The following is a 23,414-nucleotide window of genomic DNA, read 5'->3' as shown; positions in this document are numbered from 1 at the left end:
CCCCGCGACGCTGAGCTGATCCAAACGACAGGGGCTAGAGGGCCGGAGGGGCCGACGGCGACCGGAGGACACCTTCCAGCGTCAGCAGCCGCACCTTCCGTTCGAGGCCGCCCGCGTATCCGGTCAGCGAACCGTCCGCTCCGATCACCCGGTGGCACGGCCGGACGACCAGGAGCGGATTGGCGCCGATCGCGCCGCCCACGGCCCGTACGGCAGCCCGTGAGGCGCCGATCCGGGCGGCGATCTCGCCGTAGGTGGCGGTCGCCCCGTAGGGAACGGTGTCGAGAGCGGCCCACACCCGCTCCCTGAACTCGCTCCCGGCGGTGCTGAACTCCAGCCGGAACTCCTTCAGTTCACCGGCGAAGTAGGCAGCCAACTGCTCCTCGGCGGCGCGGAACGGTGCCGGCTCGCGCCGCCAACCCGCCTGTACCGCAAGGCCGTTCTTCTGTCCGGGCACGGACACGGAGGTCAGAGCACCGTCCGTATCGGAGGTGAGGAGGAGGGGCCCGACGGGACTGTCGAGGCGGCTCCAGAGAACACTCATCAGGATCGGTCCCACTCTCTTGCTGCACGAAGGTGTTGCAGGGCGTACGAGCGCCAGGGGCGCCAGCTGTCGGGAACGTCCGCGCCGGGCGGGGCGACGTCGGGATCGCCGAGCGCCCGGGTGCGGATCACGGCGACGGTGCCGGCGTCCATGCCGGGCACGGCGAGCAGCGCGGCCTCCGCCTGGTCGCGGTCCACGCCCGGATCCAGTCGTACGGCGCCGTCGGCGAGGGCGGCGGTGAGCGCGCCCAGGGTGCCCTCCGGTTCGGCCTCCGCGAGGACGGCGGGCTCGGGGAACAGACGGGTGAGACTGCCGGACGGTGCGTCCAGCGCCTTCCCGTACTGCCGTACGAGCCGCTCGGCCTCCGCACGCCCTACCAGCGCGCGCACCGCCAGTTCCTCCGGGTCGGCGGCCCCCGGCGACCGCAGCCCCGGCCGTGCAGCGACCAGCGGCGCGAGCCGCTCGTCACCGCCGAGCCGCTCGTCCACGGCGTACGGATCGGCGTCGAGATCGAAGAGCCGCCGCAGCCGCCCCACGGCGGTGGTCAGATCACGGGGGTCGCTGAGATGCAGCCGCACGTCCAGCCAGCCACCGGGATGGGCACCGGACACGGACCTGGCCGCCCCCGGCCGCTCGTCGACGGCGACGATGCCGGTACCGTGCGGAAGCCGGAGGGTACGCCGGTAAGTCCGCCGACCACGCTCCCCGCCGACCTCCTCCACCCCCTCCACGGCCTCCTCCGCCAGCAGATCGAAGACGGCACCGGCCTGATACGGCCCCCGGTGGGCGAGCCGCAGCGGAATCCCCCCGGTCGGGGCGGCCGCGCGCCGGCCGGCCCTCGGGGCGGCGGCCCTCAGCTCGCTCGGCGTCGACGCGTACACGTCCCGGATCGTGTCGTTGAACTGCCGCACACTGGCGAACCCGGACGCGAAGGCGATCTCCGTGATCGGCAGCTCGGTCGTCTGCACCAGGACCCGCGCGGTGTGTGCCCGCTGGGCCCGGGCGAGAGCGACGGGCCCGGCCCCGAGCTCACCGGTGAGCTGCCGCTGTACCTGCCGGGCGCTGTACCCGAGCCGCGCCGCCAGCCCGGTGACCCCCTCCCGGTCGACGACCCCGTCCCCGATGAGCCGCATGGCCCGCCCCACCACATCCGCCCGCACATTCCACTCGGCCGACCCCGGCACGGCATCCGGCCGGCACCGCCGGCAGGCCCGGAACCCGGAGCCCTGCGCGGCGGCGGCCGTCGCAAAGAACCGGACGTTACGCCGCTTCGGCGTCACGGCGGGGCAACTGGGCCGGCAGTAGATCCCGGTCGTCCGGACAGCGAAGAAGAACTCCCCGTCGAACCGGGCATCCCGACTCCGCACGGCTTCGTACCTGCTGTCTTCGTCCACCACGCCCTCCAGTCTCCGCCGGACGGGACTCCCCGGCCAGCGGAAATCGGACGTGGAGTCCTCTCAGCCCGTCCGGCGTTTGAGGACGGGGCCGTTCAGGCCGAAAGCGGGGGTCTGGGCGCGGCAGGCCCCCAGACGGCGCCCCCGGCCCCCTTACCGCCGCCCCCGCTTCAGCTCCATCGCCGCCCGCCCCGCAGCACCCTTCCGTTTCCAATCCCGTCGAAGCTCCGCACGGAGCCGCGCATCGGTCTTGGCCACGATCCACTGATTCTCCCGAATCAGCTTGCGGTAGCTCTCCAGCCGCCGATGCGGCAACTCCCCGCTCTCGACAGCCTCCCGCACCGCACACCCCGGCTCCGCATCATGCGCGCAGTCGTGGAAGCGGCACCGCTCGGCCAGTTCCTCGATCTCGGAGAAGACCTGTCCGACCCCGCTCTCGGCGTCCCAGAGGCCGACGCCCCTGAGCCCCGGTGTGTCGATGAGGACACCCCCGCCGGGCAGGGCGAGCAGGTTGCGGGTGGTCGTCGTATGACGCCCCTTGCCGTCGACGTCCCGCGCGGCCTGCACCTCCATCACGTCCTCGCCCAGGAGGGCGTTCGCGAGGGTGGACTTGCCCGCACCGGACTGCCCGAGCAGCACGGACGTACCGCCGGAGACAAGGCCGACGAGGACATCGAGCCCGTCCCCGTCCACGGCGCTGACCGTCAGCACGGTCACGCCCGGCGCCGACAGCTCGACGTCCTGGACGAGATGCGCGCGGGTCACCGGGTCGGGCACCAGGTCGGCCTTGGTGAGCACGACCAGCGGCTGCGCGCCCGACTCCCAGGCCAGGGCCAGGAAGCGTTCGATGCGCCCGAGGTCGAGTTCGACGGCAAGGGACACGGCGACGATCGCGTGGTCGACGTTGGCGGCGAGGATCTGCCCCTCGGACCGCTTGGAGGAGGTGGAGCGTACGAAGGCGGTACGGCGCGGCAGATACGTCCGTACGTAGCGGGGGTTGCCGCCGGGTTCGACGGCGACCCAGTCGCCGGTGCACACGACCCGCATCGGGTCGTGCGGGGTGACGAACGCGGTGTCGGCCCGCAGGACGCCGTCGGCGGTGACCACGTCGCACTGGCCGCGGTCGACCCGGATCACACGTCCGGGCAGGAGCCCCTCGGGCTCGTGGGGGGCGAACGCGTCCGCCCATGCCTCGTCCCAGCCGTAGGGAGCGAGCGCGGAGAAAACAGCACCGGAAGCGGAACTGAAAGCAGAGCTGGAAGTCAAGGGTGACCCTTCACAAGGGTGGCCCCGGCGAAAGGAGTTGAGGTCAGCCGAAGGCCACGGAGGTGGACGTGATGATCTGGATGCGGGCAGCGCTCGTCGCAAAGACAGCCATCGGTCAACACCTCCCGGTTCCACGCTCGTTCGGCAGCGGCGGCCACCGGCCACCGCTCCATGTCCGCTCACCATAGAGCCGTACGTCCGCCGGGCGCCACGGAATATTCGGAAAGCCGCTCGACAGCCCCCACACCCGCTCACAGCGCCCACACCCGCTCAGAGGCCCGGTCCCGCAAAGGGTCCGGGCACCTCCCCCGACCCCCGCCTGATCAGCTCCGTCGGCATGACGAGGGTGCGGGGCGGCGAGTCGTCGCCCTGGATGCGGGCGAACAGCAGGTGCGCGGCCGTGGTGGCGAGCGCGACGGGATCCTGCGCGATGACGGTGACGGGCGGCGACAGCCGCTCGGCCAGCGGGAAGTCGTCGAAAGCGACGAAGGCGATCCGGGGCGGCAGGACCGTCAGCGCGCCGAGGGCGAGGTTCTCGTTGTCGGCGAGGAGGGCGGTGGGCGGCTCGGCGGAGGCGAGGAGGGCCGTGACGGCCTCGGCGGCGGACGGCGCCGAGCGCAGACCGTGGCGGACGAGCCCGGGGTCGGCGCCGATGCCCGCGGCCCGAAGTGCCGCCCGGTAGCCCCGGTGACGCTCGCCGTTGGTCCAGACGTCCTGCCGGCCCCCGAGGTAGCCGATACGGCGGTGGCCGTGCGCGATCAGGTGCCGTACGGCCTCCTCGACCGCGGCACGGTTGTCCACCACCACGGTGTCCGCGTCCAGTCCGGGTGCGGCCCGGTCCACGCACACGATCTTGGTTCCCTGCTCCTGCGCCGGCCGCAGGAAACGGTGGCTGCCCGCGGCCGGCGTGAGGATGAGGCCGTCGACGCGGCGGGCGGTGAAGGCGGCGACGACCTCGCGCTCCCGGCGCGGGTCGGCGCGGCTGGAGCCGATGAGCACCACGCTGCCGCGCCGGCGGGCGACGTCCTCGGCGGCGGAGGCGACGGCGGCCATGAAAGGATCGGCAACGTTGTCCACCAACAGGCCTATCGTCCGGCTGGGTTGGTCCGCTCGGCGCAGTTGGCGCGCCAACTCGTCGCGCTGGTAGCCCAGTTTGCGGACGGCGGCCTCGACTCGCGCGGCGGTCCGCGGTGCCACGCTCCCCGCACCGTTGACCACCCGGGACACCGTCATCGCGCTGACGCCCGCCTCGGCGGCGACGTCCTTCATCGTGGGGCGGCCGACCACGCCGCAGTCCTCCTCGGCAGTCGGGCGGGCGGCTCCCGGGCCGCTGTGCAACCTCTTGAGAACGGGTCACACACGACCCTTGACGCCCACCCACGGGGCTCCCAGAATCGACGAACTGTTAACGATACCAACGCGAAGGCACAACATGGCCTCTGCAAGGGAACCACTTCTCGCGGCACACGGTGTGGTCAAGCGTTTCGGTCACGTCCAGGCGCTGCAGGGCGCCGACTTCACGGCGTACGCGGGCGAGGTCGTCGCCCTGATCGGCGACAACGGCGCAGGAAAGTCGACTCTGGTGAACGTCCTGTCGGGGGTGCTCGCACCCGACGAGGGCGAAGTGCGGGTGGAGGGGCGGGCGGTCCGGTTCGGCGGGCCGATGGACGCCCAGCGGCACGGACTTGAGACGGTCTACCAGGACCTGTCGCTCGCGCCGGACCTGGACGCGGCGGCCAATCTGTATCTGGGCAGGGAGGTTGTGCGCGGCGGGCTGCTCGGCCGCCTGGGAGTGCTCGACCGGCCCGCGATGCGACGGGAGGCGGTCAAGGCGTTCGCCGAGCTGGGCGTCGAACTCAAAGATGTGACGGCTCCTGTGACAACGTTGTCCGGCGGTCAACGGCAGTCGGTGGCCGTGGCGCGTGCGGTCGCGTTCGCGAACAAGGTCATCTTCATGGACGAGCCCACGGCCGCGCTGGGGGTCGTGCAGCGCGCCCGCGTCCTGGACACCGTGCGCAGGGTCGCCGACCGGGGCATCTGTGTCGTGCTGATCAGTCACAACATGCCGGAGGTGCTGTCGGTCTCGGACCGGGTGGAGGTGCTGCGGCTCGGGCGCCGGGTCGCCTCGTTCACGGCGGCGGACACGACGATCGAGGAGCTCGTCGGGGCCATGACCGGGTCGCTGGACGAACCCGCCGGGCAGAACGGGTCCTTGAGGAAAGCGGAGGACGGGCGATGACCGCCGACAGCAAGGAAGTCCGGCCGGCCGCGGCACAGCAGCAGGCCCCGCCCGCCTCGGACGGTGGACACCGGACCGTACCCGACTGGCTGCGGCGGGCGGCCGGCATCAGCGAGCTGTGGACCTTCGTGATCCTCGTGGTGCTGGTCCTGTTCTTCACCGTCGCCGCGCCGGGCAAGTTCTTCACCCAGTACGACCTCACGCAGATCGCCGTGAACGCGGCCATCTATCTGGTGCTGGGCGTCGGCATGACGTTCGTGATCATCACGGCGGGCATCGATCTGTCGATCGGTTCGGTGCTGGTGCTGGCCGCGGTGGCCGCGGGCGAGTACAACATCCACCACGGCGGGCCGGACGCCGGCTGGGGCACGGTCGCGATCTGTGTGGTCATCGCCCTTGCGGTGGGCGCCGGTTGGGGTGTGCTGCAGGGTGCGGTGGTGGCGACCGGGAAGGTTCCGCCGCTGATCGTGACGCTGGGCGGCCTGGGTGCCGCCCTGGGGATCGCCGAACTCGCCACCGGGGGCCAGGACCCGGCGGGTGCGGCGGCCACGCATCTGCAGAACAGCCTCGGCTTCGGCAAGGTGCTCGGCATTCCCTGGCTGGTGGTCCTGGCCGCGGTGGTCACGGCCGTGTTCGGCCTGGTGCTGGGCGCGACCCGGTTCGGCACGCACACCTTGGCCATCGGCTCCAATCCGACCGCCGTACGCCGTGCGGGAATCGGGGTCGGCCGCCACCTGGTGATGGTGTACGGGCTGATGGGCCTGCTGGCCGGGCTCGGCGCGGTGATGTGGCTCGCCTCGTACGGCACCACGTCGATCGCCGGGCACTCCACCGACAACCTGAAGGTGATCACCGCCGTGGTGCTCGGCGGCACCAGCCTCTTCGGCGGGCGCGGCTCGGTGCTGGGCACCGTGATCGGTGTCTTCATCCCGGCCGTGCTCACCACCGGACTGATCGTCATCGGCGTCCAGCAGTACTGGCAGGACGTCGCGGTGGGCGTGGTGCTCGTCGCGGCCGTCTACGTCGACCAGATGCGCAGGAAGACCCGAGAGCAATCCTAAGGAGATGTCTCGATGTTGAGCATTCGCAGCAGGCGCAGCGCACTGGTCGCCGCGGGCACCGTACTGGCCCTCACCGGGGCCGCCGCGTGCAGTTCGTCCAGCGGTGGCGGGTCGGGATCGTCCGGCGGGGCAGCGCACAAGAAGGTGCGGCTGATCACCGGAGTGAAGAGCGACCCCTTCTACATCACCATGACCTGCGCGGCGAAGACGGAGGCGAAGGCCAAGGGCATGGACTTCGGCGCGGACGGTTCCGCGCAGTGGGACGTGTCGGTGCAGCGTCCGCTCCTGGACTCGGTGGCGGCCTCCCGGCCGGACGGGCTGCTGATCTCGCCGGTGGACACCAGCGCGCTCACGCCGTCGCTGAAGCAGATCCAGTCGGCGGGCACCAAGGTCGCGCTGGTCGACACCACGGTCACCGACGACTCGATCGGCATCACCCGCATCTCGTCCGACAACGAGAAGGGGGGCCGGGTCGCCGCCGACGCGCTCGCCAAGCTGATGGGCGAGAAGGGCTCGGCGATCGTGATCAGCGTCAAGCCCGGTGTCTCCACGACGGACGCCCGGATCAAGGGCTTCACGGAGGAGATGAAGAAGTACCCGAAGATCAAGATGCTGCCCACGCTCTACGACAACGACCTCCCTGCGACCGCCGCCTCCCAGATCCAGTCGACGCTCGCGGCCCACCCCGACCTGGGCGGTGTCTTCGCAGGCAACACCAACACCGGCCAGGGCATCGCCACCGGCCTCAAGCAGGCCGGCAAGCAGGGCAAGGTGAAGGTCGCCGCCTTCGACGCCGAACCCGACGAGGTCGCCTCGCTCAAGGCGGGCACGCTCCAGGTCCTGGTCGCCCAGGACCCGGCGGCGATCGGCAGGGAGGCCGTCGACCAACTGGCGGCCGCCTTCGAGGGCAAGAGCGTCCAGAAGGCGATAGGCACCAACATGGTCGCCATCACGAAGGCGAACATGAACGACCCGTCGGTCAGCAAGTACTTCTACAAGTCGGGCTGCTGACCGGCCGGCGCCGAACGACCGGGGGACTCTGCCGGGTCCACCCGGTCGGGGCGCCTGACTCGGGGCCGTACGAGATCAACTCTTCGCGCAGGCCAGCCCGTTGAGCGTGAAGTCGTACGGCGAGGAGTTCTTGCCCTGCCAGGACCCCAGGAAGCCGAAGGTGATCTTGCCGTCGGCGGGGACGGCCTTGTTGTAGTCGGCGGCGGTCGCGGTGACCCGGGAGCCGTTCTGGGCGACGCTCGCGTCCCACATCTGGCCGACCTTCTGGCCGTCCCGGAAGGACCAGGCGACGCGCCAGGTGTCGAGGGCGTCGACGGTGGTGACGGTGACCGTGGCCTGGAAGCCGTCGGTCCACTGGCTGTCCAGGTGGTAGGCGGCCTTGCAGGTGGCGGACGCGCTCTTGCCCGGATCCGGTGCGCTGCTCTGCGTGGTGGCGGAGGTGCCCTGGGGTTCCGGGTCGGAGTGCTTGCCCCCCTCGGGTTTCGTCGGGGTGTCGGAAGGGGTCGGGGAGGCGCTCTTCGGCGTCGGTGTGGCCGACGTCAGGGACGGGCGCGGGGCCGCCACCGGGCTGCTGTCGGTCGGAGCGTCACTGCTCGCGGCCTCGTTGTCGTTGCCACCGAACGGCATCATCGAGGTGGCCAGCGCCAGCAGCGACACCATGACGGCGGCCACGAGCAGCCCGCCCCGTATGACGCGGGCGCGGTCGGCACCGCTCTTCGCCGCACCGCTCTGCCCGTCTCCCGCCCCCGGTCGCCCGACACCGAGGCGCACCTCGGCGGCCCGGCGGCGGCGCTCCAGATAGGCGAGGCCGCCCCAGCCGATCACGCCGCCGGCGAGGGCGGCGGGCAGCCCGCCGCCCTGCGGACGCAGACAGGAGGCGGCCTCCGCGCAGTCCACGCAGGTGGCGAGGTGCCGCGAGAGGTCCGGCGGGATGTCGGCGGCGGGCGACCTGGTGATCGCGTCCAGCAGGCGCGCATAGCTGCGGCACTGCGCGTCCATCGGCGTGTCGAGGTGGTTACGGTGGCAGCGGTCCCTGAACAGGCCCCGCACCTGGTCGAGTTCCTCGCCCACGAGGTCCGGGTCGAGGCCGAGCCGGCGGGCCACCGCGGACCGCGGCAACGACTCCACCTCGGTCAGCCACAGCAGCGCCGCATCCGCCTCCTGGAGGTCGCGCAGACCGCGCAGGGCGATCGGGCGGCGCAGCGGGGGGCCGGTGTAGCGGGCGGCCTTCTCCGAGTTGAGCCACAGGCGCAGGTCGGGGTCGAGGTCCTGGCCCTGTCCGCCGGCCTCCCAGGCCGCGGCCGTGGTGCGTACGGCGGTCAGCAACAGGGGGATCACGGGGAGCCGGGGCGAGCGACGGCCGTTGCCCGGTGAGCTTGCGGTCTCGGCGGCGCGGACCTCGCGGATACCGAGGGCGAACGCCTCCGTGGCCAGCTGAGTGGCCGCACTGGCGCCGGCCGTGCACAGATCGGCGTAGGAAAGCACCGCGTCCCAGCACTCGGAGAACAGCGCGGCCTCGGCGGCGTCCTTCGGGGTCGGCAGGTCGGGCATGAGTCTCCTGCATCCACAAGCGAGGTCAACTCACCATTTCGGCGAAGGAGTTGGGGGGAACCTCGCGGCAGGACAGGAGCCTTTCACGTTTTCGACACAACTGACAAGCGCTGTGTTCAGTTGCCGTGACGGAACCTGTGAACCGGCCGGAGACACAACTCCGGCCTCTTGTACGGACGGGGACCCGATGTGACTCGAAGTCCCCGCCTGTCACTTACACCTCAGCCGCCTCCTGCGCCGGGAGGCTGTCCATGAACGAGCTGACGGAGAAGACCGCGCGGCCGGGTCCGGGCGGGCCGTATCCGGGCGGGGAGGAGAGGCCGAAGTCGTCCATCGTCCTGCGATAGGCCTGCAGCAGCCGGATGTGGTACTCCAGCGGGGCGCCGTGCGGGTTGGCCTTGCCGAGCGGGGTGGTGGGCTCGGGGCACCAGGTGGTGAAGCGGGGTGTGATGCCGTGCGACATGAAGAAGCGCAGGCCCTCGGTGGTGGACTCGATGGCCTCGTCGACCGTCTTGAACCCGAAGGGCTCGGCCATCTCCACGCCGGCCACGAAGTTGGGGATGACGTTGCGGGCGCCGAAGATCTCCGCCGAGTCGAGGATCCGCCTGTGCCACTCGTCGCGGCCGACGTAGCGCTCCTTGCCCGGGCAGTACATCTTGAACAGGTACTCGTCCCACACCTCGTAGTTGGGGTGGTAGATCTGCACGCCGTAGTCCTTGAACCGCTGCACGTCGTCACGCGGCAGCGCCTGGGCGACGACCTTGCCGATCCACCGGCCCGGGAACCGCTCCTCGATGGCCTTGGCGTAGTGGCCGTAGAAGTCGGCCTCGTCGCGCCCGGAGACGGTCTTGGTGATCGCGCCGCCGGTCAGCGTGTAGGCGGTGGACGCCTTCGCGGTGTCGTAGCGGTCGATGATCTCCAGGGCTTCGAGGACCTCCTCGACGTCCTTCACGCCCGTGTACGGCCGCCCGGCGGCCTTGTGCTGGCGCCAGTTGTGGTTGATGTCGCAGTACTGGCACTCCTCCTTGGCGCCGAAGTACTGGCAGACCCGGAAGACGGTCAGGTAGATCAGATAGCCCCACTGGATGGTCGGGGCGACCTCCATGACCGACTTCCCGTTGGAGAGGGTGTGCCGGTAGTACTCCGGCATCGGCGGCACACCGACATCCGCGATGCGCTTGCCGTCGAGGTAGAGCCCGAGCATGCCCTCCTCGTCGGCGGCGACGCGGTAGGGCGAGGCCGGGTTCACGCGTACGGAGACGACGGTACGGCGCAGGTCGTACGGGCCGCCGGTGAGGATGATCTCCTCCGGGGGGCGCCTCAGCGCGGCCTCGCCCAGCTCCGGCAGGGTGCCGTGGTCGAAGGAGAAGATGAAGTACGACTTCGGCTTGACCTCGCCGGACTCGTTGTCGCTGAGCGCGGACGGGTCGAAGGCCACGCCTCCACGCAGCAGGTCCTCTTTGAAGACGGCTTCCCGCGGTACCTGCGGGAACCGCTCCATCAGATCCTCGACCAGTGCGGTACGGCTGCCCATCCCGACTCTCCTTCCGGCTCAGGCGTTCGACTCCTCACGGTATGCCCCCGCGTGTACGTCAGCCGTGCCGGGTCCCCCCGCGGCGCGCGATGTGTCCTGGTACGGGGGTGTCCGACGGCAGCCGGGGGTCGGGGACAGGGGTGCCCCAGGCGGAGGTCAGCGGCAGGGTTCCGGCCCACAGGCCCAGCTCCGCGTCGGGTCCGTCGCCGTCGTCGGGTGCACCCGTGCGGATCTTGACCGAGGCCTCGTCGAGGGACAGGGCGAGGAGGGTGGTGGCCGCGAGTTCCTTGCGGTGCGGCAGCCGGGCGTACGACCACTGGCCGGGCGCCGCATGCTCGGTGAGCCGGCGCAGGCCTTCCAGCTTCTCCTCGGGGTCGGTGACCTTGCGTGCCGCGCCGTGGATCATCGCGCTGCGGTAGTTGACACCGTGTTCGAAGACGGAGCGGGCGAGGACCAGGCCGTCGACGTGCGTGACGGTCACGCAGACCGGAGTGCCGCCGACGAGACTGCGGCTCGCCACCGAGCCGTGGAGGTACAGCTGCCGCTCGTCCCGTCCGTAGACCGTGGGCACGACCAGCGGCCGCCCCTCGACCACCACACCCAGATGACAGACGAACCCGGCATCGAGGATGGCATTGAGATCGGCGCGGTCGAGGCTGCCCTGCTCGCGCAGTCGGCGGTGTCGGGTCAGGTCGGTCTCGGGGAGCGGTTCGAGCGTCATACAGATTGACGCTACTGATATCGCAGTCGTAGCGCCAGAGCTTTACGAATAGCTCCGTGAGCCCTGCCCGCATCTACGAAATCCGCACTTCACGCCTCCCGCTCCAGCGCCCCCGGATCGACCGGATGGGCCAGCTCCCCGCCCGTCAGCAGACGTGCGGCCTCCTCCGCGACCGTCATGCCGAGACGGGACAGCTCGTTGCCCTGGGAGCCCGCGAGGTGCGGGGTGACGAAGGCGCCCGGCAGGTCGTAGAGGGGAGAGTCGGCGGGGAGCGGCTCGGGGTCGGTGACGTCGAGGACGGCGTTCAGCCGGCCGGTGCGGACCTCGTCGACCAGGGCCTCGTGGTCGACCAGGCCGCCGCGCGCGGTGTTGATGAGGGTCGCCCCGTCCGGCATCAGGGCGAGTTCCCGGCGGCCGATCAGGTGGTGGGTCTCCGGCGTCTCGGGCGCGTGGATCGTGACGATGTCCGACGTGCGCAGAAGGTCGTCCAACGGCAGGAGCCGCACCCCGAGTTCGGCCGCCCGCGGCCCGGTGACGTACGGATCGCTGAGGCTCACCCGCAGGTCGAAGGGTGCCAGCAGCCCGATGACGCGGCGGCCGATCCGGGAAGCACCGATCACGCCGACACGGCGGCCGTGGTTGCCGATGCCCGCGACGACGCCCCAGCCGGGATGGGTCCGTGTGGTGCGCAGACGTTCCCGGGCGCCCAGGAGGTCCTTCCCGGCGAGCAGGATCATCGCGAGCGTGTACTCGGCGACCGGCAGCGCGTTGGCCGCGGCGGCCGAGGAGACCGTGATGCCGCGCCGCCAGACCTCGGGAGTGGTGAAGCCCTTGACCGAACCGGCCGAGTGCAGGATCGCGCGCAGTTTCGGGGCCGCGTCGAGGACGGCCGCGTCCAGGCGGGGGCAGCCCCAGCCGGTGACCAGGATCTCGGTGCGCGCGAGCACCTCCCGGACGCGCGGCTCGGTGAAGTCCTCGGTGACCAGGTCCGGATCGATGTCCACCGCCTCGCGCAGTCGCCCAAGCACCTCTGCGGGGAAGACGAGCGGCAGGTTCTCGGCGGTCATGGCGAACAGAGCCTGGGGACGCTCGGGCAAGGGTGGGCCCTCCGGCTTCGGCGGGGACGTTGCAGAAAACGCTCTCAACGGTAGGTCGCGGCAAATGAGAGGGTCAATGCAGAGGGTCAATGCACACGCACTCGCCGGAGGACGACAGGAATGACGGAGACGGTCACCAACTGGGCAGGCAACATCACCTATGCGGCCAAGGAGTTGCACCGCCCCCACTCGCTCGACGCGCTCAGGACTCTGGTGGCCGGCAGCGCCAAGGTCCGCGTCCTGGGCAGCGGCCACTCCTTCAACGAGATCGCCGAGCCGGGCCCCGAAGGCACCCTGCTCTCGATCGCCGGGCTGCCGCCGGTGACCGACGTGGACACCACGGCCCGCACGGTACGGGTGTCGGGCGGCGTCCGGTACGCGGAACTGGCCCGCGTGGTGCACACGCACGGGCTCGCGCTGCCCAACATGGCGTCCCTGCCGCACATCTCCGTCGCCGGTTCGGTGGCGACCGGCACGCACGGCTCGGGGGTGAGCAACGGATCGCTGGCGGCACCGGTGCGGGAGGTGGAGCTGGTCACGGCCGGCGGGGACACGGTACGGATCGGGCGGGGCGACGCGCGGTTCGACGGCGCCGTCACCTCGCTGGGCGCGCTCGGCGTCGTGGTCGCCCTCACCCTCGACCTGGAGCCGGCCTTCGAGGTCGAGCAGCGCGTGTTCACCGAACTCCCCCTCGCCGGGCTGGACCCGCAGACGTACGAGACGATCGCTTCGGCGGCGTACAGCGTGAGCCTGTTCACCGACTGGCGGGAGCCCGGCTTTAGGCAGGTGTGGCTCAAGCGTCGCACCGACCAGCCGCTGCAGGACTTCCCGTGGGCCGCGCCCGCCACCGAGAAGCTGCACCCCGTGCCGGGGATGCCGGCCGTGAACTGCACGGAGCAGTTCGGGGTGCCGGGGCCGTGGCACGAGCGGCTGCCGCACTTCCGGGCGGAGTTCACACCGAGCAGCGGGGCCGAGCTGCAGTCGGAGTATCTGCTGCCGCGGCAGCACGCCGTCGACGTACTGCATGCCCTCGACGGGATCCGGGCGACGGTGGCCCCCGTGCTGCAGACCTGTGAGATACGGACGGTCGCCGCCGACCAGCAGTGGCTGAGCCCGGCGTACGGGCGGGACACCGTGGCGGCGCACTTCACCTGGGTGGAGGACACGCGGGCGGTGCTGCCGGTGGTGCGGCGGCTGGAGGAGGCGCTGGACCCGTTCGACGCCCGCCCGCACTGGGGCAAGGTCTTCACCACGCCCGCGGCGGTCCTGCACGGCCGGTACCCCCGGCTGGGTGACTTCCGGGTGCTTGCGCGGGCCCTGGACCCGGACGGAAAATTCGCCAACCCCTTCGTGCGGACGGTGCTGGGCGACTGACCTGTGAAGGGCTTTATAAACCCCCTTTCCTAACCCCTTGTCGAAAGTCCCCCGCAGGCCATAGCCTTGCGCCGCGCCGGTGCCGACGTGCCCGGTGCGCCTGAGCGAAGGGACGGGGGTACGCCACCGGTGCTGTGTCTTCCCGGGGGGCAACCCCCGGACCCCCGGCCGAGATGCACGCACCGGCGCCCGCCTGTGAGGGGAGATCGATGAAGCGCGGCACATCACGTGACATCCGCACCGCGAATCGCTACGAGGTGCTGCGCCAGATCATCGCCGCGTCCCCCACCTCCCGGCAGGAGCTGGCGGCCGCCACCGGTCTGAGCCTTGCGACGGTCGCCACGCTCGTCGGCGAGCTGCTCGATCTGCGGATGATCACCGAGGTCGGGTTCGAGGACTCGGCGGGCGGCCGCCCCCGGGGTCTCGTGGCGGTCAACGCGTCGGGGGGCGCGTTGATCGGCGTCGACATCGCGGAGACGTATGTCCGTGTCGAGCTGTTCGACCTGGCGCTGAATGTGCTCGCCCGCGCCGAGGAGGACGTCCGCCCCGGTGAGAGCCTCCCCGAGGAGATGGTCGGCCATGTCGCCGCTGCCGTCGGCTCGGTGGTCGCACAGGCCGGCATCGAGGGCGCGCGGGTGCTGGGCGTGGGCGTCAGCGTGCCGGGGCAGGTGGACCGCGACACCGGCGTCGCCGAGTACGCGCCCAACTGGGACTGGCACGACGTGCCGCTGCTCGACCTGCTCACCGAGCACATCGCCTACCCCCTGTACCTGGACAACCCGCTGCGCGCGGTCGCGGTCGCCGAGCTGTGGTTCGGGGCCGCCCGCGGGCGCGGAGACGCCGTGGTGGTCACCCTCGGCACCGGTGTGGGCGCCGGGCTCGTCCTGGGCGGCGGGCTGCACCGCGGGATCAGCAACAGCGCCGGCGAGTGGGGGCACAACACGATCGTCCTCGACGGCCGGCTGTGCCACTGCGGCAACCACGGCTGTGTGGAGACGTATGTCGGGGCGCCCGGAATCATGCTGAACCTGCGGGAGCTCAGCCCCGGCAGCCCGCTGCTGCACCCGGAGGACCAGACGGCCACCATCGCCGCGCTGGCCCAGGGGATGCGCGAGCACGACCCGGTGGCGGTCAAGGTGGTCCGGGACACCGCCCGTTACCTCGGTGCCGGCATCGCCGACCTGGTCAATCTGTTCAACCCCGAAGTGGTCGTGCTCAGCAGCTGGGTCGCGGCCGCCCTCGGCGAGCCCCTGGTCGCGGAGGTGCGCGAGGCCGTCGCCCGGCACGCGCTGCCGCGGCCGATGGCCGCCACCGAGATCGTCCTCTCCCCGATCCCCACCGACCCGGCGTGTCTGGGTGCGGCGACGTTCGCGCTGGAAGGCGCGCTGCAGTCCGTCGGGCAGAGGAATGCGAAACGCACCCCCGCAAGGAGCCGTACCGCACCACCTTCATGACGACGGAAGGGATGCACGTGTCTCACCCCCACCCCCGCAGATCCGCTTTGTGGACGGCCGCAGCCGCACTCGCCGTCGCGGGTCCCCTGATATCCGCCCCGTCCTCCTCGGCCGCGACCCCCACGGCGGCCGAGGTCTCCCCGCACGCCGCCCAGACCATCGACGACATCGGTGCGTCGGGTGCCTGGTGGGTCAACGACCTGCAGCACTTCAGGCCCGCGGTGCAGGCGCGGGTCGCAGGCCTGCTCTTCTCCCGGCAGGGCCTGGCCCTCTCCTCGTACCGCTACAACATCGGCGGTGGCGGTGTCGCGGTCACCACCCCGGCCCGCGCCGCCCAGGACTTCCTGGGCCCCGACGGCTCGTACAACTGGAGCAATGACAAGGGGGGCCGCACCTTCCTCAAGTACGCCGCGAAGTACGGAGTCAAGGACCTGATCGGCTTCGTCAACAGCGCGCCCGCGCAGTGGACGACCAACGGCCAGAGCTGCGGCGGCCAGTTGAAGGCGGGCAGCGAGGCGGACTTCGCCACGTACGTGGCGGACGTGACCGACCACTTCGCCGAGCAGGGCGTGAAGCTGGATTACATCAGCCCGTTCAACGAGCCGGACAACGACTTCGGGGACTGCGGCCAGGAGGGCATGCAGGTCACCGTCGACCAGCGCGACGACATCGTGCGGGCGTTGGGCGCCGAGCAGCGGGCCCGCAAGCAGCGGACGTCGATCATCGCCGACGAGTCCAGCAAGACCACCCAGTTCACCGACGAGCTGCCGCAGTGGATCTCGCAGCCCGGCACCGCGCAGTATGTGTCCGCGCTCGCCCACCACACGTACAACAACCCCGATGACGGCCAGCTGGGCAACGTCTACGAGACGTCGAGGGCGGTCGGCAAGAAGTCCTGGGCCACCGAGATCTGCTGCTTCGGCAAGGGCGGCACGGGCTGGAACCAGGAGTACGACCCCACCATCGACAACGCCCTGCTGATGTCGCGGATCATCTACAAGGACTTCGCGAGCTCGCACGACTCGGCGTTCCAGTGGTGGGTGGCCCTGGCCTCCGGCTACGGCACCTCGCCCACCGAGCGCAACGACACGGGCTGGAACGACGGCCTGATCTACTACGACCCCGACTACGCGACGAACGGCAACCAGAAGCTGTACTTCACCAAGCGGTACTACGCGCTCGGCCAGTACAGCAGGTTCGTGAGGCCGGGCTCCGTCGCGCACAACGTGACCGGGGCGCCGGACGGCGTCGAGGTGTCGTCGTACGACCGGAACGGCACGTGGGTGGTCGTGGTCAACAACCACAACTCCACCGACACGCCGCTGAGTTTGCACTTCAACAACAAGACGCCGGTGCGGGCCGAGAAGGCCGTGCGGACCTCGGCCACCGAGGACTGGGCGAACGTCGCCAGGCCGACGGTGAGCGGCGGCACGGCCTCCACGACCCTCGCCGCCCGCTCCGTCACGACGTACGTCTTCGACCAGAAGGGCAAGAGCAGCTCGGCGGTCACGGGTGCGCTGCAGGGCAAGCAGTCCGGCAAGTGCCTGACCGCGGGCGCGTCCGGGGCGGCCATCAGCACGTGCACGGGCGGGACCGAGCAGTCGTGGTCGTACGACGGCAAGGGCGCCCTGAAGGGTGCGAACGGCTATCTCACGGCCGGCAGTTCGGGCCTGACGACGGCGGCCGACTTCACCGGCGACGCGAGCCAGCGCTGGCTGCTGAACGCCAACGGCCAGATCCTCAGCGAGGCGTCCGGCAAGTGCCTGGACGTCAGCGGGCAGGCGACCGCCGACGGCGGCAAAGTGATCCTGTACAGCTGCAACGGCGGCACCAACGAGGTCTGGAACAAGGCCTAGTCCCCTGCACCGAGGGCCGCCGGCCACATCCTGACCCGGCGGCCCTCACCTCCGCACCGACCCCCATGTTCGGGATTCCGAACCGGATTTAACGCTTCGAACAGACTTCGTCCAACCCCTTGCCGAAGCCTTAGCCGAAGGTTAACGTCCCCGCACCACAACGCAATTCGAGCCACGCAGCAGCCAGGTGCGCTGGAGCCGTGGAGCCGCAGCCGCAAACGAGACAAGGACGTCAGCATGTCGGCAATGAGCAACAGCAACTTCTCCCGCCGGTCACTCTTCCGGGCGGCCGCGGGCATGGCCGCCGCAGGCACCCTGGCCGCGTGCGGCAGCAACAACGGGCGGGGCGGGAGCGGTGGGGGGTCGGGCAAGCAGCTCACCCAGTACTTCCACGCCTACGGCGAGGCCGGTACGGAGCAGGCCCTCAAGCGGTACGCGGCGGCCTACAAGAAGGCCAACGTCAACACCAACTGGATCACGGGCAACAACTTCGAGTCCGCGCTGTTCGCGGCGCTGCTCACCGCGAAGGCGCCCGACGTCTTCGAGTTCCACCCGCAGCTGCAGCTCGTCAAGAGCGGCCAGGTGGCGGACCTGACCGACATCATCGACCCGGTCAAGAGCGACTTCAACCCGAACGACATCAAGTCCCACACCGTCGACGGGAAGATCTACGGGATACGCATGATCGACGACCCGCAGTTCTTCTACTACCGCAAGTCGATGCTGGAGAAGGCGAAGGTCGACGTCCCGACCACGCTCGACGAGCTGATCGAGGCCGCCGCCAAGCTCACCACCAGCAAGGTCAAGGGCATCTTCCTCGGCAACGACTTCAGCGCGATCCAGAACCCCATCATCTGGTCCGCCGGCGCCGACACCATCAACGAGAAGAACGAGATCGCCTATCACACGGACGGCGTCATCGGGGGCCTCAAGCAGCTGCGCAAGCTGTTCACCAGCGGCCATGTGCTCCTCGACGCCCCGACCGACTTCTGGGACCCGTCCGCGCTCAACCAGGGCCTGTGCGCCATCCAGTGGGGCGGCATGTGGTCCATGCCCGCCATGCAGAAGGCGCTCGGCGACGACCTCGGCATCTTCCCGTTCCCGAAGATCGGCAGCGCCGGCAAGCAGTCCGTCTACAACGGCGGCTGGTCGATCTTCGTCAACGCCAAGGGCAAGAACGTCGAGGCGGCCAAGGAGTACGTGAAGTGGCTGTGGATCGACCAGACGCAGTACCAGGAGGACTGGGCCACCTCGTACGGCTTCCACATCCCGCCGCGCACCTCGATCGCCAACAAGGCCACCAAGCTCAAGTCGGGCCTGCCGGCGGAGGGCGTCAAGCTCTTCACCGACTACGGCCACTTCGACAACATCGCCTACGACCAGACCATGCAGACCGCGTTCGCCGACGTGATCGCGTCCTCGGTCCGTAAGAACGGGGACCCGGAGAAGGCGCTCGACACCTGCGACAAGAAGGTCAACGTCGAGCTCAAGAAGCTGTTCGGATAGGCCGCCGGGAAGACCACGACATGTCGACCACCACCACGCGCGGGGTCGCCCAGCCCGCCCCGGCCAAGGCCTCCCCGGCCCGGCCGCGGCGGGGCCTGCGGGGCAACGCCACCGTCAACTTCTGGCTCTTCACCGGGCCCTTCCTGATCGGCCTGGCGATCTTCGTCTTCGTGCCGATCGTCTGGAGCGTCTGGCTCAGCTTCTTCGACGCCCGCTACACCGTCACACCGAGCCATTTCATCGGCTTCGACAACTACAAGCAGATCCTCACCAACAGCGAGTTCCCCGGTTCGCTGGTGACGTTCACCGTGTTCGCCGCGTTCATCGTGCCGACCACCTGGGCGCTGTCGCTGGGCCTCGCGCTGCTGGTCAACCGGCTGCGCTTCATGCGGGCGTTCTTCCGCTCGGTGTTCTTCCTGCCGACCGCCGTCTCCTATGTGGCCGCGGCCCTGATCTGGAAGATGTCCATCTTCAGCGGCGTTCGCTTCGGACTCGCGAACACGGTCATCGGCTGGTTCGGCGCCGACACCATCGCCTGGATGTCCAACCCCACCCCGCCCTGGTACTGGCTGGTCATCGTGACCCTGCGCCTGTGGATCCAGTCCGGCTTCTACATGATCCTGTTCCTGGCGGCGCTGCAGAACATCCCGGCCGAGCTGTACGAGGCGGCCGCCATCGACGGTGCGAAGAAGGGCTGGCAGACCTTCCGGTACATCACGCTGCCCCAGCTGCGCGCCACCTCGACCGCGGTGATCCTGCTGCTGCTCATCGCCGCCTACCAGGCGTTCGACGAGTTCTTCAACATCATCGGGCAGAAGGCGACCTGGGCCCAGACACCGCTCATGGTGCTCTACAAGTCGGCCCTCGGCACCAGCCAGGACTACGGCGCGGGCAGCGCGGGCGCGGTCATCCTGTCGCTGCTCATCTGTCTCGTCACCCTGATCCAGGGCAAGTTCATGGGCTTCGGAAGGGGGGATGAGTCCAAGTGACCACCACCGCACCCCAGGTCGGCCGGCAGCGCAAGAAGGGCCGGGGCGTCTTCGGCAACACCGGGCTGTACATCGCCGTCGGTGTCGCCGCGCTGCTCTTCCTGATCCCCTTCTATCTGATCGTCCGCAACTCCCTCTCCACGGACCTGGAGATCACGGGCGAGAACTGGAAGGTGCTGCCCTCCTTCCAGTGGGGCAACATCTCCGAACTGTTCGACGACCCCACGGTCGACTTCGGCCGCTCCATGCTCAACTCGCTGGTGGTCGCCGTCCTGACCACCTTCGGCACCCTCCTGGTCTGTTCGCTGGCCGGCTACGGCCTGGCCCGCATCCCGTACAAGCACGCCAACAAGGTCTTCTACGCGGTCCTGGCGACCCTGATGGTCCCGACGGCCGTCACCTTCGTGCCCAGCTTCGTGCTGGTCTCGTCCCTCGGATGGGTGGACACCTACCGCGGTCTGATCATTCCGGGCCTGTTCAGCGGTTTCACGTGTTTCCTCTTCAGGCAGTACTTCCTGGGATTCCCCAAGGAGCTGGAGGAGGCGGCACGCGTGGACGGGCTCGGCTACTGGGGCGCGTACTGGCGGATCGTCGTGCCGAACTCGCTGAACTTCTTCGCGGCGATCGCCACGATCACCTTCATCAGTGCCTGGAACTCCTTCCTGTGGCCGCTGGTCATCGGCCAGGACCCGAGCTCCTGGACCGTGCAGATCGCGCTGTCCTCCTTCATGACCAACCAGACCGTGAACTTCCATCTGATCTTCATGGCCACCGCCATCTCCATCCTGCCCCTGATCTTCGTGTTCCTCTTCCTCCAGCGCTGGCTGGTGCAGGGGATCGCGCAGACCGGTATCAAGGGCTGACACCCGCAATCCCGAGACCCCGAGACCTGGAGACCGATGTCTTTCCGCACGACCACGGCCATCGACTACGTCGAGGACGTCTCACCCGGCAGCGGGGCCCTTCCGCCCCGCGCCTGGTACGCGACCTCCGACGCCAAGTCGCTTTCTCTCAACGGCAGTTGGCGACTTCGCGTCTCACCGACCGCCGACGCCGAGGACGACTCCTTCGCGGAGGAGGGGTACGACGCCGGCAGCTGGGCCGAGGTCACGGTCCCCGGCCACTGGGTCCTCCAGGGCGACGGCGCATTCGGCCTGCCCATCTACACCAACCACCTCTACCCCTTCCCGGTCGACCCGCCGCACGTCCCGACGGAGAACCCGACCGGCGACCATCTGCGCGTCTTCGACCTGCCCGCGGACTGGCCCTCCGAGGGCGGTTCCGTGCTCCGCTTCGACGGCGTGGAGTCCTGCGCCCGCGTCTGGCTGAACGGCACGGACATCGGCGAGTTCAAGGGCTCCCGGCTGCCGCACGAGTTCGCGGTCGGGCACCTGCTGAAGCCGAGCGGCAACGTGCTCGCCGTACGCGTGCACCAGTGGTCCGCCGGCTCCTACCTGGAGGACCAGGACCAGTGGTGGCTGCCGGGCATCTTCCGTGACGTGACGCTGCTGCACCGCCCGGCGGGCAGCGTCCTGGACTTCTTCGTCAACGCTTCCTACGACCACGTCACGGGCGAGGGCACCCTGCGCGTCGACTCCGACGTGGACGGGCGGGTGACCGTGCCCGCGCTGGACATCGATGTCGCCACCGGGGAAGCGGTCACGGTACCGGTCCAGCCGTGGTCGGCCGAAGTGCCGAAGCTGTACGACGGCGAGCTGGTCACCGAGGGCGAGCGGGTACCCCTGCGCATCGGCTTCCGCACGGTGGAGCTGGCCGACGGCCTGATCAAGGTCAACGGCAAGGCGGTCCTCTTCAAGGGCGTCAACCGCCACGAGTGGCACCCCGAGAAGGGCCGCGCCCTCGACCTGGAGACCATGCGCGAGGACGTGCTGCTGATGAAGCGGCACAACCTCAACGCCGTGCGCACCTCGCACTACCCGCCGCACCCGGCCTTCCTCGACCTGTGCGACGAGTACGGCCTGTGGGTCATCGACGAGTGCGACCTGGAGACCCACGGCTTCACCGAGCAGGCCTGGCGGGACAACCCGGTCGACGACGACCGCTGGACCCCGGCCCTCCTGGACCGTGCGGCCCGCATGGTCGAGCGGGACAAGAACCACCCGTCGGTCGTCATCTGGTCGCTGGGCAACGAGGCCGGCACCGGGCGCGGCCTCACCGCCATGGCCGAGTGGATCCACGGCCGCGACTCCTCGCGCCTCGTGCACTACGAAGGCGACTGGAACAGCCGCGACACGGACATGTACTCGCGGATGTACGCCGACCACGGCGAGGTCGAGAAAATCGGCAAGGAGCTGGACGGCGGCACGCACAAGCGCCGCGACCTCCCCTTCATCCTCTGCGAGTACGGCCACGCCATGGGCAACGGCCCGGGTGGCATCGCCGACTACCAGGAGCTGTTCGAGAAGTACGAGCGGCTCCAGGGCGGCTTCATCTGGGAGTGGATCGACCACGGGATCACCCACCCGGAGCTGGGCTACGCCTACGGCGGCGACTTCGGCGAGGAGCTGCACGACGCGAACTTCGTCTGCGACGGCCTGATCTTCCCGGACCGGCAGCCCTCCCCGGGCCTGCTGGAGTTCAAGAAGGTCATCGAGCCCGTCTCCATCGAGGGCGCCGACGGCACCGTACGGGTCACGAACAAGCAGGACTTCGCCGACCTGTCCGCCTTCGCGTTCGAGTGGTCGTACCAAGTGGACGGCGAGACCGTGGAGTCGGGCCCCCTGTCCGTGCCCGCGCTCGCCCCGGGTGCCTCCGCGGACGTCAAGCTGCCCGAGCCGCCCGCCGACCACGGTGGCGGCGAGACGCAGTGGACGGTACGGGCGCTGCTGGCCGCCGACACCGTCTGGGGGCCCGGGGGCCACGAGGTGGCGTGGGGCCAAGTCCCCCTCGCTGCACGGGTGTTGCCGTCGGTTGCGGCCACCGACGGTCCGGTGGCGGGCGACGGCGTGATCACGCTCGGCCCGGCCTCCTTCGACGCCCGGACGGGTGCGCTGAAGACGATCGGCGGCGTCGAGGTGAGCGGCGGTCTGCGGCTGGACGTGTGGCGGGCGACCACCGACAACGACGAGGGCGCCGAGTGGCTGACCGGCATCCGCTCCGCCGAGCTGTGGCGCAAGTACGGCCTGCACCGCATGCGGCACCGCCTGGGCTCGGTCGAGCTCGGTGACGACGCGCTGACCGTGCGGACCCGGGTGGCGCCGGCCGCCTGGGAGTTCGGGCTCGCCGTGGTGTACCGCTGGACCTCGGACGGCAGCCACCTCAGGCTGACCGTGTCCGTGGGACCGGAGGGCGAGTGGCCGGTGCCGCTGCCGCGCCTGGGCGTACGGTTCGGGCTCGCGCAGGCCGACACCGTGAAGTGGTTCGGCGGCGGTCCCGGCGAGGGCTATCCGGACACCAAGTCGGCGTCCAGGGTGGGCCGTTGGGAGTCGACGGTCGACGGGCTGCAGACGCCGTACCTCCGCCCGCAGGAGAACGGCGCACGCGCCGACGTCCGCTGGGCGGAGATCGGCGGGCTGCGCATCGAGGGAGACCCGGAGTTCTTCCTCACCGCCCGCCGCTGGACGACCGAGCAGCTGGACGCAGCCACCCACCTCACCGGCCTCACCCCCGGCGAGACGGTGTGGGTGAACCTCGACCACGCCATCCACGGCATCGGCACCGGGTCCTGCGGTCCGGGCGTGCTCCCCCAGTACCAACTGCACGCCACACCCGCCGAGTTCTCCTTCGCCTTCTCGGAGATCAGTTGACGGACACGGACATACAGTCCCCTGCGGCCGGCCGGCTCTTCAGTCGGCCG

The 23,414-nt window shown here is 70.1% G+C and carries 18 protein-coding genes; 10 read left to right on the top strand and 8 right to left on the bottom strand.

Going from position 1 to position 23,414, the window contains the following annotated elements; translation table 11 throughout:
• Positions 1-34: 34 nt before the first annotated feature.
• The 4 genes from ACWC1K_RS07450 to ACWC1K_RS07435 form a co-directional block, all read right to left on the bottom strand.
• Positions 35-544 (bottom strand): methylated-DNA--[protein]-cysteine S-methyltransferase, encoded by a 510-nt coding sequence (locus tag ACWC1K_RS07450; protein WP_450829287.1) that lies wholly within the window; start codon positions 542-544, stop codon positions 35-37.
• Complete coding sequence (locus ACWC1K_RS07445) at positions 544-1,938, bottom strand: DNA-3-methyladenine glycosylase 2 family protein (protein ID WP_450829346.1); 1,395 nt, start codon at positions 1,936-1,938, stop codon at positions 544-546. The genes ACWC1K_RS07450 and ACWC1K_RS07445 overlap by 1 nt, the downstream gene beginning before the upstream one ends.
• Positions 1,939-2,091: 153 nt before the next feature.
• Positions 2,092-3,204: a ribosome small subunit-dependent GTPase A gene (rsgA, locus tag ACWC1K_RS07440; RefSeq protein ID WP_450829286.1), complete on the bottom strand. Its 1,113-nt coding sequence runs from the start codon at positions 3,202-3,204 to the stop codon at positions 2,092-2,094.
• Positions 3,205-3,474: 270 nt separating this feature from the next.
• Positions 3,475-4,491 carry a LacI family DNA-binding transcriptional regulator gene (locus ACWC1K_RS07435; RefSeq protein WP_450829285.1) on the bottom strand — a complete coding sequence of 339 codons (1,017 nt, stop codon included), beginning with the start codon at positions 4,489-4,491 and terminating at the stop codon, positions 3,475-3,477.
• 145 nt (positions 4,492-4,636) lie between these two features.
• Between ACWC1K_RS07435 and ACWC1K_RS07430 the strand changes: the two genes are divergently transcribed.
• Genes ACWC1K_RS07430 through ACWC1K_RS07420 form a run of 3 tightly spaced genes read left to right on the top strand, consistent with a single transcriptional unit; the run spans position 4,637 to position 7,515 of the window.
• Complete coding sequence (locus ACWC1K_RS07430) at positions 4,637-5,443, top strand: ATP-binding cassette domain-containing protein (protein WP_390696126.1); 807 nt, start codon at positions 4,637-4,639, stop codon at positions 5,441-5,443.
• A complete protein-coding gene (locus ACWC1K_RS07425) occupies positions 5,440-6,504 on the top strand; it encodes an ABC transporter permease (RefSeq protein WP_450829284.1) in 1,065 nt (354 codons plus the stop codon). The genes ACWC1K_RS07430 and ACWC1K_RS07425 overlap by 4 nt, the downstream gene beginning before the upstream one ends.
• Positions 6,505-6,516: 12 nt before the next feature.
• Positions 6,517-7,515, top strand: coding sequence for an ABC transporter substrate-binding protein (locus tag ACWC1K_RS07420; RefSeq protein WP_450829283.1), 999 nt, complete (start codon positions 6,517-6,519; stop codon positions 7,513-7,515).
• Between the two features lie 75 nt (positions 7,516-7,590).
• Here ACWC1K_RS07420 and ACWC1K_RS07415 read toward each other — a convergent pair whose 3' ends face one another.
• From ACWC1K_RS07415 to ACWC1K_RS07400, 4 genes are all read right to left on the bottom strand, one after another.
• Complete coding sequence (locus tag ACWC1K_RS07415; RefSeq protein WP_450829282.1) at positions 7,591-9,066, bottom strand: cellulose binding domain-containing protein; 1,476 nt, start codon at positions 9,064-9,066, stop codon at positions 7,591-7,593.
• A 214-nt stretch (positions 9,067-9,280) separates the two neighbouring features.
• Entirely contained in the window at positions 9,281-10,600 is a 1,320-nt protein-coding gene (locus tag ACWC1K_RS07410; RefSeq protein WP_450829281.1) for a radical SAM protein, read from the bottom strand.
• A gap of 58 nt (positions 10,601-10,658) precedes the next feature.
• Positions 10,659-11,321: a pyridoxamine 5'-phosphate oxidase family protein gene (locus ACWC1K_RS07405; protein ID WP_450829280.1), complete on the bottom strand. Its 663-nt coding sequence runs from the start codon at positions 11,319-11,321 to the stop codon at positions 10,659-10,661.
• 89 nt (positions 11,322-11,410) lie between these two features.
• A complete protein-coding gene (locus ACWC1K_RS07400) occupies positions 11,411-12,418 on the bottom strand; it encodes a hydroxyacid dehydrogenase (protein ID WP_450829279.1) in 1,008 nt (335 codons plus the stop codon).
• A gap of 120 nt (positions 12,419-12,538) precedes the next feature.
• On the opposite strand from ACWC1K_RS07400, the gene ACWC1K_RS07395 reads away from it, so the two are divergent.
• The 7 genes from ACWC1K_RS07395 to ACWC1K_RS07365 all read left to right on the top strand — a co-directional run bounded on the left by ACWC1K_RS07395 (position 12,539) and on the right by ACWC1K_RS07365 (position 23,364).
• Positions 12,539-13,792, top strand: coding sequence for a D-arabinono-1,4-lactone oxidase (locus ACWC1K_RS07395; RefSeq protein WP_450829278.1), 1,254 nt, complete (start codon positions 12,539-12,541; stop codon positions 13,790-13,792).
• A gap of 209 nt (positions 13,793-14,001) precedes the next feature.
• Positions 14,002-15,246, top strand: coding sequence for an ROK family transcriptional regulator (locus ACWC1K_RS07390; protein WP_450829277.1), 1,245 nt, complete (start codon positions 14,002-14,004; stop codon positions 15,244-15,246).
• An 11-nt stretch (positions 15,247-15,257) separates the two neighbouring features.
• Positions 15,258-17,102: a glycoside hydrolase gene (locus ACWC1K_RS07385; protein ID WP_450829276.1), complete on the top strand. Its 1,845-nt coding sequence runs from the start codon at positions 15,258-15,260 to the stop codon at positions 17,100-17,102.
• A gap of 237 nt (positions 17,103-17,339) precedes the next feature.
• Positions 17,340-18,608 (top strand): ABC transporter substrate-binding protein, encoded by a 1,269-nt coding sequence (locus tag ACWC1K_RS07380; protein WP_450829275.1) that lies wholly within the window; start codon positions 17,340-17,342, stop codon positions 18,606-18,608.
• Positions 18,609-18,628: 20 nt separating this feature from the next.
• Positions 18,629-19,597: a carbohydrate ABC transporter permease gene (locus ACWC1K_RS07375; protein WP_450829274.1), complete on the top strand. Its 969-nt coding sequence runs from the start codon at positions 18,629-18,631 to the stop codon at positions 19,595-19,597.
• The gene (locus ACWC1K_RS07370) at positions 19,594-20,460 is read left to right on the top strand and encodes a carbohydrate ABC transporter permease (protein WP_450829273.1); all 867 of its coding nucleotides are present in this window, start codon (positions 19,594-19,596) and stop codon (positions 20,458-20,460) included. Before ACWC1K_RS07375 ends, ACWC1K_RS07370 begins: the two co-directional genes overlap by 4 nt.
• A 36-nt stretch (positions 20,461-20,496) precedes the next feature.
• Positions 20,497-23,364, top strand: coding sequence for a glycoside hydrolase family 2 TIM barrel-domain containing protein (locus ACWC1K_RS07365; protein WP_450829272.1), 2,868 nt, complete (start codon positions 20,497-20,499; stop codon positions 23,362-23,364).
• The last annotated feature ends 50 nt before the right edge of the window (positions 23,365-23,414 follow it).

It is taken from the genome of Streptomyces sp. NPDC001492 (assembly GCF_053597275.1).
Note: the sequence above shows the minus strand (reverse complement) of the source record. Positions and strands in the feature narration are given on the sequence as shown.